This window comes from Acinetobacter lwoffii, assembly GCF_022967985.1.
GTDB lineage: Bacteria > Pseudomonadota > Gammaproteobacteria > Pseudomonadales > Moraxellaceae > Acinetobacter.
The window spans coordinates 1-11,281 of sequence record NZ_JALJVC010000002.1 but is presented as its reverse complement, the minus strand read 5'-3'; the positions used below and the strand labels follow the sequence as shown (position 1 = coordinate 11,281).

The 11,281-nt window shown below is 45.1% G+C and carries 10 protein-coding genes; 6 read left to right on the top strand and 4 right to left on the bottom strand.

Features of this window, described 5'->3' with window-relative positions; translation table 11 throughout:
• The first annotated feature begins 87 nt into the window (after positions 1 to 87).
• The 4 genes from mdtD to dinB all read left to right on the top strand — a co-directional run bounded on the left by mdtD (position 88) and on the right by dinB (position 4,475).
• On the top strand, positions 88 to 1,479 hold the full coding sequence (gene mdtD, locus MWG72_RS01485) for a multidrug transporter subunit MdtD (RefSeq protein WP_005248451.1): 1,392 nt from the start codon (positions 88 to 90) through the stop codon (positions 1,477 to 1,479).
• Positions 1,480 to 1,545: 66 nt separating this feature from the next.
• Complete coding sequence (locus tag MWG72_RS01480) at positions 1,546 to 2,325, top strand: glycoside hydrolase family 25 protein (RefSeq protein WP_247143086.1); 780 nt, start codon at positions 1,546 to 1,548, stop codon at positions 2,323 to 2,325.
• A gap of 57 nt (positions 2,326 to 2,382) precedes the next feature.
• On the top strand, positions 2,383 to 3,399 hold the full coding sequence (locus tag MWG72_RS01475; RefSeq protein WP_247143085.1) for an MBL fold metallo-hydrolase: 1,017 nt from the start codon (positions 2,383 to 2,385) through the stop codon (positions 3,397 to 3,399).
• Positions 3,400 to 3,419: 20 nt separating this feature from the next.
• On the top strand, positions 3,420 to 4,475 hold the full coding sequence (dinB, locus tag MWG72_RS01470) for a DNA polymerase IV (RefSeq protein WP_005248454.1): 1,056 nt from the start codon (positions 3,420 to 3,422) through the stop codon (positions 4,473 to 4,475).
• 78 nt (positions 4,476 to 4,553) lie between these two features.
• Here dinB and MWG72_RS15495 read toward each other — a convergent pair whose 3' ends face one another.
• Entirely contained in the window at positions 4,554 to 4,682 is a 129-nt protein-coding gene (locus MWG72_RS15495; RefSeq protein WP_004644884.1) for a hypothetical protein, read from the bottom strand.
• Between the two features lie 15 nt (positions 4,683 to 4,697).
• Between MWG72_RS15495 and shiA the strand changes: the two genes are divergently transcribed.
• Positions 4,698 to 6,008, top strand: coding sequence for a shikimate transporter (gene shiA / locus MWG72_RS01465; protein ID WP_005264011.1), 1,311 nt, complete (start codon positions 4,698 to 4,700; stop codon positions 6,006 to 6,008).
• A complete protein-coding gene (locus MWG72_RS01460) occupies positions 5,998 to 6,354 on the top strand; it encodes a RidA family protein (RefSeq protein ID WP_005101539.1) in 357 nt (118 codons plus the stop codon). Before shiA ends, MWG72_RS01460 begins: the two co-directional genes overlap by 11 nt.
• Positions 6,355 to 6,408: 54 nt before the next feature.
• On the opposite strand, the gene MWG72_RS01455 is transcribed toward MWG72_RS01460, so the two are convergent.
• The 3 genes from MWG72_RS01455 to MWG72_RS01445 form a co-directional block, all read right to left on the bottom strand.
• Positions 6,409 to 6,957 carry a DUF2726 domain-containing protein gene (locus MWG72_RS01455; RefSeq protein WP_004732580.1) on the bottom strand — a complete coding sequence of 183 codons (549 nt, stop codon included), beginning with the start codon at positions 6,955 to 6,957 and terminating at the stop codon, positions 6,409 to 6,411.
• Between the two features lie 398 nt (positions 6,958 to 7,355).
• Entirely contained in the window at positions 7,356 to 9,764 is a 2,409-nt protein-coding gene (locus tag MWG72_RS01450; RefSeq protein WP_004644879.1) for a YgiQ family radical SAM protein, read from the bottom strand.
• 222 nt (positions 9,765 to 9,986) lie between these two features.
• Positions 9,987 to 11,180: an MFS transporter gene (locus MWG72_RS01445; protein ID WP_247143084.1), complete on the bottom strand. Its 1,194-nt coding sequence runs from the start codon at positions 11,178 to 11,180 to the stop codon at positions 9,987 to 9,989.
• Positions 11,181 to 11,281: the final 101 nt, after the last annotated feature.

The window sequence follows — 11,281 nt, the reverse complement described above, 5'->3', positions numbered from 1 at the left end:
ACACTGCTATAAAAGTTGACACGCTTTATATACGACAGACTCGACTGATTCCTTTAAACTATTCAAAATTTTCAGTTTTCCAGAATTATGAATGCCACGCCTACGCATCAAGCCTTAGATCCCGAGTTCAGACTGCTGGTCTTGTTGGTCTCGATTGGCTTTTTCATGCAGGGGCTGGATACCACCATTATTAATACCGCCCTACCTGCAATTGCCCAAAATTTGCAGGAAGATCCGCTACGCATGCATAGTGTGGTTGTGGCTTATGTGCTGTCTGTGGCAGCCTGCATTCCTTTAAGTGGCTGGCTGGCAGACCGGTTCGGGGTTAGAAATACCTATTTTGCTGCGATTATTATTTTCTCTTTGGCCTCTTTGGGCTGTGCCTGGTCAAGTAGCCTGAATGAATTATTGGTGTACCGGATCTTTCAAGGGATCGGTGGTGCATTATTGCTGCCGGTCGGCCGTTTGGCGATGCTGAAGATCATTCCCCGTACCCAATTTCTGGCCGCTATGAGCCTGATGAGTCTGGCCGGCCTGATTGGTCCTTTAATTGGGCCGACCCTAGGTGGCTGGATGGTCGAATATCTGTCCTGGCATTGGATTTTCCTGATCAATTTGCCGATTGGCTTGCTGGGCGCACTGATTACCTTTAAGGCCATGCCGAATGTACTTGAACCTACAGTCGCTCGCTTTGATTATTGGGGCTTTATCTTGCTGGTCGTGGCCATGGTGGGCCTCTGTCTGGGAATTGAAAATTTTGCCAGTCCACAAAACTCGCTGTGGTGGAGCCTGAGCCTGATTCTAGCCGGTTTATTGGCCACCTTGGTTTATGCCTATCATTCGCATACCCATAGCAACGCCCTGTTTCGCAGCCGGCTGTTTAAAAATAAAATTTATGCGATTGGTATTTTGGGTAATTTCTTTGCCCGTCTCGGCGGCAACTCGATTCCGTTTTTATTGCCTCTGATGTTGCAAGTCGCATTCGGTTTTGAACCTTTTATTACCGGTTTATTGATGATTCCGACTGTGCTCGGTTCGCTGGCCTCCAAACCGATTATCCGCAACATCATTCAGCGTTTTGGCTATCGCCGTGTCTTGCTGGTCAATACTTTGCTGGTGGGTCTGTGTATTGCCAGTTTTGCCCTAACCACAGCGGAAACCCCTATCTGGCTCCGTGCGATTCATTTCTTTATCTTCGGCATTTTAAATTCACTGCAATTCGTGTCGATGAATACCCTGACCTTAAAGGACTTAAGCCAGCAGGATGCCAGTAGCGGCAACAGTTTCCTGTCGATGATCATGATGCTGTCGATGAGTATCGGGGTGGCACTGGCAGGAACACTGGTAAACATGCTGAGTGCCTATTACGGCGCTGACAATCTGGTGGCTGCTTTTCATATGTCACTGATCTGTTTAGGCTGTATCAATATTATTGCAGCCTATATTTTCTGGCATATTCCTAAAAATACCCCGGTTTGATGCGATATATTCACTTTTGGCTGATTGTAAGTTTTAGGCTAAATCACATATAGGCAAGGACTGAAGATGCAAAAAAATCAGGCTCCGAACAGAGTTAATAAATCGCTCTTGATTGGGCTTGGCGTGCTGATCACTGTGATCGCTAGCGCCATGGTCTATCTCTGCCTGATGAAAGCACCCTCTGCCCATGCGGCCGATTACCCAATCCAGGGTTTTGATGTATCGCATCATCAAAAAGAGATTCAGTGGCAGCAGATTTCGCCTGAAAAATACCGATTTGTTTATCTGAAAGCCACTGAAGGCGGCGACTTTAAAGATACCAAATTTCAGGAAAACTGGCTCAAGGCCCGGGAACGCGGCTTTCTGGTCGGTGCCTATCATTTCTACCGCCTCTGCCGCGATGGCAGCATTCAGGCACAGAACTTTATTGACGCTGTTCCCAATAAACCGGATGCCTTACCGCCAGTGATTGATCTGGAATATGACAGCAAATGTATCAATACCTATTCTAAAGAGCAGCTTTTAAGCGAAATCCAGATCATGCACGATGTCCTGAAAAAGCATTATGGCAAACAGCCGATTTTCTATATTTCTAAAGCTTTTTATAATATTGTACTGACAGGACATTTTCCCGACGTACCGCTCTGGGTACGTGAATACAAGGGTCTGCCTGATCTAAAAAACCAGCCTAAATGGACGTTTTGGCAACATACCAGTCAGGGGAAAATTCCCGGCATTACCACACCGGTAGACCTGAATGTATTTTATGGCTCAGAACAGCAATGGCTGGATTTTCTCAAGAAGAATGCGATTGTAGTACCTTCATCTGAGAATCAAACAAAATAAAGCTGATCGCCTGAAAAAAATTCTTTATAAAAACAAAACAACAAGGAAATAAAAAGATTGAAATGGATAAAAGGCGTTTTACTCGGTTTGGTAATTCTTCTCTTGCTCATCGCGTGTACACTGGCTTATCTGTTGCAAGCTTCGGGCAAGGTTAGTGACTTTAAAGCGTGGCAGCCGCAAACCGGTACATCCGTTCATGGTCTCACCGTTAATTTTTTTGGTGTGTCCACCCTATTACTCGATGATGGCCACGATCAGATCCTGATCGATGGTTTCTTTGGCCGGCCATCTTTGTGGCAAGTACTTAACCGCCCTATTCAAAGTGACAGGCTACTCATTGAACAACTGGTGCAACACCATGAATTGAGCCGAACCCAAGCCATTCTGGTCAGTCACTCGCATTATGATCATGTTCTGGATATACCGGCCTTACTGGAGATGCTTCCCAAAACTGCTATCGTCGGTTCACCGAGCACACTGAATATCGCCCGGGCAAATCCCAAAGTTACTCCACAGCAATTACAGCTGGTTAAGCCTTGGCAAATACAGCAATGGGGCCATTTCCAGATCACTGCCATTCCCTCACAACATACCCCGCCTACAGCGGTAAATGATGATTTAGGCGAAGAGCTGCTGCAGCCTTTCACCCTTCCGGCTAAATTTTCCGAATTTAAGGAAGGTGGCAGTTTCGATTACCTGATTGAGCATGTAGGATATAAAATTCTGGTCAAGGCCAGTACCGGATTTATTCCAGAGCAATTGCAGCATCTGAAAGTCGATACCCTGTTTTTAGGCATTGCCCAGCTTTCCAGACAATCCGATGCCTATCAGCAGCAATATCTGGCTGAAACCCTGAACCTGCTCAAGCCCAAAGTGGTGATTCCGGTGCATTGGGATGATTTTTTTCAGCCTTTAAACCAGCCGCTGCAATTTTTACCCCGTCTTGCCGATGACACTCCAAAAAGTTTGCAACTTCTGATTCAGGCTGCCGAGACACAAGGGACAAAAGTCATTCTGCTCAGCGGACCGCAACCCTATTTACTCAACTCAGCCTTCGCTTCCCAATCCGATTAAAGCCCCTTAAGATAGCGAACATGCGCAAAATTATTCATCTCGATATGGATGCCTTTTATGCCTCGGTAGAGCTGCGTGAACGTCCAGAACTGAAAGACTTACCTGTGGTGATTGCCTCGCATCATCCTCGGGCGGTGGTCGCGGCTGCCTCCTACCCGGCACGGGTTTATGGCCTGCGTTCTGCCATGTCCATGGGGCAGGCGCGCAAACTATGTCCTCAAGTTATCGTGATTGAGCCGGATTTTGCCAAATATCGGCAGGTATCGGCACAGATTCATCAGATCTTCCAGCAATATACTTCCCTGATTGAGCCACTGTCTCTGGATGAAGCCTTTCTAGATGTCACAGAAAATTTAAAACAAATCCCAAGTGCTACCGAAGTCGCCATGCGAATTCGCGAGGATATTTTTCAAGCCACCGGATTAACCGCTTCTGCTGGTGTAGCACCCAACAAGTTTCTTGCCAAAATTGCTTCGGACTGGCACAAACCGAATGGGATCTGTGTGATTAAACCTTCGCAGGTACAGCGTTTTATCCAGGATCTGCCACTGAAAAAAATTCCCGGCGTCGGTAAAGTCACTCAGGAAAAACTGAAAAGCCTGAATCTAGAAACTTTAGGCGATTTACAGCAAATCGATGAAGCCTTACTAATTCAACATTTTGGCAAATATGGCCGGCGGCTATTTTTGTATGCTCAAGGCATTGATGAACGACCGGTCGAAGTGGAACGGGAACGCCAGCAAATTTCCAAAGAAACCACTTTTGATGATGACCTGCATCTGAACCAATGTCGCCCCTATTGGGAGCCTTTACTTGGACAAGTATGGCAAAGCCTGCAAAAGAAACAGCTTTCTGCTCGCGGCGTTACGGTCAAATTAAAACTCAAGAATTTTCAGGTGATGCAACACAGTAAAAGTTTTAAACAGGTGCTGCGTAGCCCACAGGAATTAGCCCAAGCCTTGGACTTACTGCTCGACGACCTGCATATTGCTCCGCAGATGCAATTTCGGCTGATCGGCGTCGGCGTGTATCAGCTCAGCGTCCCCGAAACTGAAACCCAGTTATTGCTACTCTAAACCTTTTTTGATCATGTTTTAGGCATCAGTTTAAAAATACGGCAACTTTGTTTTTACATTTTGATTTTTTAGAGTACTCTATCTGCGCAATGCATTATCCATGTATGTGCCGAGATGCTGAAAATCACCTTTACTTTCAGCATGATGTCCTGTGATTAGCGTGACGATCAAATCCGAATATTGCAGGGCAACTCTGATGTAACTCATGGAATCCCCTCCTGCATGTCTTCTGTAAATTCTTCTGTTGTTCAAGAACAACGCGCACGTAAAGCTGCGCTATCTAGTTTTGTTGGTGCTGTTGTCGATTGGTATGATTTTCTCCTTTATGGCATTGTTGCAGCCTTAATTTTTAAAGATCAGTTTTTCCCCAGTATTGGCGAGAACATGGGTACCCTTGCGGCTCTGGCCACCTTTGGGGTCGGCTTCCTGTTTCGTCCTTTAGGTGGTGTGGTATTTGGTCACTTTGGTGACAAGCTCGGCCGTAAAAAAATGCTGGTACTTACGGTAATCCTGATGGGAATTTCCACGGTCGGGATTGGTCTGCTGCCAAATTTTGAAGCAATTGGCTGGTGGGCTCCGGTGCTGTTGGTGTTTTGCCGTGCCTTGCAAGGCTTTGCCGTGGGTGGTGAATGGGGCGGCGCAGCTCTGATGGCAGTTGAAAATGCACCCAAGGGTAAAAAAGCCTTTTATAGCAGCGGGGTTCAGGTCGGCTATGGTGTTGGCCTGGTATTGGCCACTGGTGCAGTCTCCATTATTATTGCGACCCTAGGCGAACAGGCTTTTGCGGACTGGGCATGGCGTATTCCCTTTCTGGCCAGCATCGTACTGTTAGCTGTAGCGATGTGGATCCGACGTGATCAGGATGAATCGCAAGAGTTTGTGGAAAAGGTGGTGAAAGCTGATCATCAACCAGAAAAACTGCCGATCTTGCAGGCGATCAGCAAACATCCAAAAGCTTTCTTTTATATTATTGCCTTACGTTTGACTGAATTGCTGACCATGTATCTGGTCACCAATTTCGCCCTGAACTATTCCACCAGCAACCTAGGCATGGACAAACAGTTCTTCCTGAATATCACGCTGATGGTCGGTGCCATCAGCTGTTTCAGTATTCCCTTCTTTGCCTGGCTGGCGGATAAATTCAATCATCAGAAAATGTGTGTCTGGGGCGGTTTGATTGGTGCGCTTTCAGCCTTTCCATTTTTTATGGCGCTCGATGCACAAAACACCTGGATGATCATTGTCGGGGCAATTTTACTGGCGAACGTCGCACACGATATGGTGGTCAGTGTCCATCAACCGATTTTCACCTCCCTGTTTGGCACAGAATACCGCTACAGCGGTGCCGGAGTTGGCTATCAGGTGGCGAGCATCATTGGGGGTGGTTTTACCCCATTTATTGCAGCGGCACTGGTGATTTGGGCGGATGGTTCATGGCATTATGTAGCCATCTATCTGGCGGTGGGTTGTCTGCTGACTGCACTGGTCGCAGCCCTGATGCCCAAAACTCAGGATGAACAACATGACAGTTGAACGTTTACACGTATCGAAACGCTTTTCGGAAATTGCTATTGCCGGTAATCTGGTGCATCTTGCCGGCCAGCTGGCCACAGATGTTGAACTGGATATTAAAGGGCAAACCCAACAGACTTTAGATATTATTGACCAGTTTCTGGCAGATGCCGGCACAGACAAAAGTCACATCATGTCGGTAACCATCTATTTGAAAGATATTGAGAAGGATTATGCAGCCTTCAATGAAGTCTGGGATGCCTGGGTCGCTGATATCGAAGCGCTGCCTCGTACCTGTGTAGAAGCAAAACTCTATGATCCACGGGTATTGGTCGAACTGACTGTCGTGGCGGTTAAACCAGAATAATGTTTCAAGATCGATACTCATAAAAAAAGCATGCTTCTGGCATGCTTTTTTGTTTTAGCCCACAGCTTTGATTTTACTGCGCTCTAAATCCGAATATAAATAATATTTTTTCAGATCATTGCTAACTGTATATTTGGGCATTTTCTGCATTTGCGCTTGCTCCTGCAAGAAGTCCTGGCGCAACTGATAATATTCCGGCACATCATCGTAACGAATTACCCGATAACCTGCCATGGTTAGTAATGCATCCTGAAAACCCGTCTGCTGGGGACGCTTCAAAATTAATGGGTCATCTACTCCCACCACGGCTAGAATCTGGTGCTGCTGATCCAGAATTACAAAATCTGCAGTCAGGTTGCGGTACTTATGTCGAGTCCGGTTAAATTTAGTCGTCATTAAGGCATCATAGGAAACATGTGCCAGAATAATGTATTCAGGTAATACTTCTCTCAGGCGAGTGAAGGTCAATTGCTCATTCAGGTTAAAAATAGCACGCTGCTTTAACGCGCTGTCTTGTGGTTTGGAATTATTTCCGAGCTTTTTCCATGCCATGAGCACGACACAGAAGAGCAGGAAACTCCCAATCATAATATAGGTGGTCATGCCTAAATCCTTGCATTCTTATAATCATTTTTGTTTTATTGTTGTGCAGTATAAACCCACGCTTTATTTTAAATAGAGCTAACAACTAATCTGTTTAAATACCCATACAACTGGTATCAAAACTCGATTCTGTGTTACCTAAAGTGACATCTCTCTGGATGCCAATGAAAGTGGATTTAAAGTACTGATAATGCACTCTAAAACATCCATGGAATTGATCGCAATACATATCTGCCCAGCTGTAGGACAATTCCGACAAAGTGTTATTTTTATATCACTTTTTTAAAGAACTTAATGCAAATAATATATTCTTTTACACTTTCAACGAACAAGCTCAGGCTACGTTACTTTACCCAAGAGCTAAAAAAAGACACCGAAGTGTCTTTTTATTAACTTAATTATGCACGTGATTTGGGCTTCGCTTTAGGCTTTGGCCCACCAAACGGTTTTTTGGCATCGCCTGTTTCACGCGGCGGCAAACCTGTGTGCTGGGTCAGAATTTGCCCACGTTCAGGACGCTTCTTGGTATTTGAAGGACGTGACTGAGCTTGTGCAGCCTTGCTACGATTCCCTTGCTCACCGGTACGTTTTTGCGAATCACCTGCAACCGTCGAGTTCTTCTTACGCGCCGATTGATACTGACCGTCTGCACTGCCTACAGGCTGATAAGTCGGAATTAAATGCTGTTTCGAGTTACCAATCAAATCCTGACGACCCATTTCTTTCAGGGCTTCACGCAGTAAAGGCCAGTTGTTTGAATCATGATAACGCAAGAAAGCTTTGTGCAAACGACGACGCTTCTCACCTTTCACAATGTCAACATTTTCAGTATAACGCGCCACTTTCGCCAGCGGGTTTTTACCCGTGTAATACATGGTAGTTGCAGTCGCCATCGGTGATGGATAGAAGGTCTGTACCTGATCGGCACGGAAACCATTCTTCTTCAACCAAATCGCCAAATTCATCATGTCGTAATCGGTAGTTCCCGGATGCGCCGCGATGAAGTAAGGAATTAAGTATTGTTCCTTGCCTGCTTCCTTACTATAACGATCAAACATTTGCTTGAAGCGGTCATAAGTCCCAATACCCGGCTTCATCATTTTATTGAGTGGGCCTTTTTCGGTATGTTCAGGCGCAATTTTTAAGTAACCACCGACATGATGGGTGACAAGTTCTTTGACATATTCAGGGTTTAAAACCGCAAGGTCATAACGTAGGCCTGAACCAATCAGAATCTTTTTAATGCCTGGTAAAGAACGCGCTTTACGGTATAACTGCGTCAATGGAGCATGATCCGTATGCAAATTCTGACAAACGCCCGGGAATACACATGACGGTTTACGACAGTTCTTTTCAATCTCAGGATCTTTACAGGCCAAACGATACATATTGGCTGTTGGGCCACCCAAGTCCGAGATAATACCCGTAAAGCCCGGTGCGGTATCACGGATTTTTTCCACTTCACGCAGAATCGATTCTTCAGAACGGTTCTGAATAATACGACCTTCATGTTCCGTAATTGAACAGAAGGTACAACCACCGAAACAGCCACGCATGATATTCACAGAGAACTTGATCATGTCGAATGCCGGGAAACGTGCATTGCCATAAGCAGGATGCGGCAGACGTGCATAAGGCAGGTCAAACACATAGTCCATTTCTTCGGTAGTCAACGGAATTGGCGGTGCATTCAACCAGACATCACGTTCACCATGCTTTTGCACCATGGCACGCGCATTTCCCGGATTGGTTTCCAGATGCAGAATACGGTTGGCATGTGCGTAGAGCACTGGATCTGCAGCCACTTCTTCAAAAGCAGGCAAACGAATTACGGCCAATTCGCGCGGCGGTAACTTATGTTTAATCGCTTTAGAAGCCGGTTGCAGTTGCACAATTTGTGTATCAGGATCTAAGTCATCCCCTGCTCGCACAATCGGGTTAGCGACATGTTCTTTTTGAAAACCTTGGTACTGGCTAGAATCCTTGCCTTGTTCAATCTCACAACCCTCGATATCTTCAGTCATGACATACGGGTTAATAATTGGATCAACACGGCCAATGGCATCGACATCATTCGATGCAATTTCCACAAACTTGGCTTTAGAGGCACGGTTGTGTTTATTCACAATAAACGCTGTACCGCGAACATCAGTAATCTCGTGAATTTTCTCGCCACGCGCCAAGCGATGCATGATTTCAGTGATTGAGCGTTCGCCATTACCGTACATTAAAAGATCGGCTTTTGAATCCATCAAGACTGAACGACGGACTTTGTCTGACCAGTAATCATAATGTGCAATACGACGTAACGACGCTTCAATACCGCCGAGCAATACTGGTACATCCGGATAAGCTTCACGAACACGCTGGCAATACACAGTTGCCGCACGGTCTGGACGTTTGTTTGGCTGATTGTCTGGTGAATAGGCATCATCAGAACGGATTTTACGGTCAGCCGTATAACGGTTGATCATGGAATCCATATTCCCTGCTGTTACACCCCAGGCAATATTTGGTTTACCCAAAACGCGGAACGCATCCACGCTGGTCCAGTCTGGCTGTGCAATAATACCGACACGGAAGCCTTGTGCTTCCAGGGTACGGCCAATAATGCCTGAACAGAAAGATGGATGATCGATATAAGCATCACCACAAACTAAAATAAAATCACAGCTGTCCCAGCCGAGTTGATCCATTTCCTCGCGTGACATCGGCAAAAATGGCGCAGGGTCAAAACAAGACGCCCAATATTTGTCGTAATCAAACAACGCTTTTGGCGCAGTCTGCATGGTATAAGCAGTAGACATGGCTAGCAATTCTCGGCTGGCAGATGATAGGAGATCTAAAAATAAGATCAAAGATGAAAGCCGATTATTTTACCATGAATCAGGTCTAGCTTGCTTGATTATAATTTATACAAAATCAGAGACTAACTGAACCACTTTCTATTTGTCACTTGAATCTAAAGTTTAAATATATCAAAAAAGAAATTTATCTTATTTATGAGGAGGAAAGCTTGGACAGAATCTCTAATTTGAACGGAGTCTTAAACTAAATGCCAAACCTGTCAGTAATAACGCTGTGATAAACACAGTTAATCCTATCCAGCCATAATTTTCCCATACCAATCCGCTTGAGCTCCCCAACACGCTTGAACCCAGGTAATAGCAAAATAAATACAGCGACGAACCGACTGCCCGATACTGTAACGACTGGATCGACACCCAGCTACTGGCAGTCGAATGGGCAGCGAAGAAAGAAAAAGTAAAAATCAGCAATCCGATAAAAACAACAACCAACTGATTAATCAGCATCAGCGCCAAGCCCACAAGCATCATCAGGATCATGGCTGCCAATATTCTGAATTTGCCATAATGCCGTCCCCAGTGTGCTGCTCGAGGGGAGCTATAAATACCAGCCAAATAAGTAATCGAAATCACGCCAATCCAGACATGAGATAATTCAAATGGCGCTTGGATCAAGCGATAACTCAGATAATTAAATACCGAGACAAAGCAGCCCATCAAGATAAAACCTTGCAGGAATAAAACCCGAAGTTTCGGATCAGCAAGATTCTGCCTAAATGAGTTTTTAAAACGATTCAGCTTGATTGGATAGGCTTTAAAATGTTGCGAAGCGGGTAATAGGTAATAAAATAAGCCTGCAATACAGAGATTTAAAATACCAATCAACAAAGTAGCAGATTGCCAAGAGATAAAATCAACTAAAACTCCGGCAATTAAACGCCCTCCCATACCACCTATCGCTGTGCCAGAAATATATAAGCCCATGGCAAAACCGATATCTTTTTCTGCAATTTCTTCCCCGATATAAGTCATCGCGACTGCTGCGACACCACTGACTGTCAATCCAATCATTACTCGTGTGGTCAGAAACACGGACCAGATCGGCAATATTGCACTTAATAGTAATAATACTGAGACTGAAAATAGAGACCAGACCATAATCGGCTTACGACCGAATCGGTCTGATATTAGTCCAGTAAAAATCAGGCCAACTGCCAAGGCAATGGTAGAAAAAGATAAAGGGAAACTGCTTTGAGTCGGGCTGACCTGGAAATAATCAGCCAGAATCGGCATCATGGGCTGTACGCAATACAGTGATGAAAAAATGGCAAAGCCAGCAAGGAATAAGGAAAAAAGCACTGCTTTAAAAGCAGAAGAGCCATATTCAATATGGCTTGAAGATGAATTTGAGGACATATCCGCTCCATAGACCGGTTCAGTATACGCCTCTCAATTTTATTTTTATGTGATGTTTCAGTCGAAATAGCACATAAATAACATTTATTTGACTAAATTCT

Bases quoted from the DNA above. Each gene is read 5' to 3' on its own strand.
- mdtD (WP_005248451.1), top strand. From the start codon at position 88: ATGAATGCCACGCCTACGCATCAAGCCTTAGATCCCGAGTTCAGACTG.
- MWG72_RS01480 (WP_247143086.1), top strand. From the start codon at position 1,546: ATGCAAAAAAATCAGGCTCCGAACAGAGTTAATAAATCGCTCTTGATT.
- dinB (WP_005248454.1), top strand. From the start codon at position 3,420: ATGCGCAAAATTATTCATCTCGATATGGATGCCTTTTATGCCTCGGTA.
- MWG72_RS15495 (WP_004644884.1), bottom strand. From the start codon at position 4,682: ATGAGTTACATCAGAGTTGCCCTGCAATATTCGGATTTGATCGTCACG.
- shiA (WP_005264011.1), top strand. From the start codon at position 4,698: ATGTCTTCTGTAAATTCTTCTGTTGTTCAAGAACAACGCGCACGTAAA.
- MWG72_RS01460 (WP_005101539.1), top strand. From the start codon at position 5,998: ATGACAGTTGAACGTTTACACGTATCGAAACGCTTTTCGGAAATTGCT.
- MWG72_RS01455 (WP_004732580.1), bottom strand. From the start codon at position 6,957: ATGACCACCTATATTATGATTGGGAGTTTCCTGCTCTTCTGTGTCGTG.
- MWG72_RS01450 (WP_004644879.1), bottom strand. From the start codon at position 9,764: ATGTCTACTGCTTATACCATGCAGACTGCGCCAAAAGCGTTGTTTGAT.
- MWG72_RS01445 (WP_247143084.1), bottom strand. From the start codon at position 11,180: ATGTCCTCAAATTCATCTTCAAGCCATATTGAATATGGCTCTTCTGCT.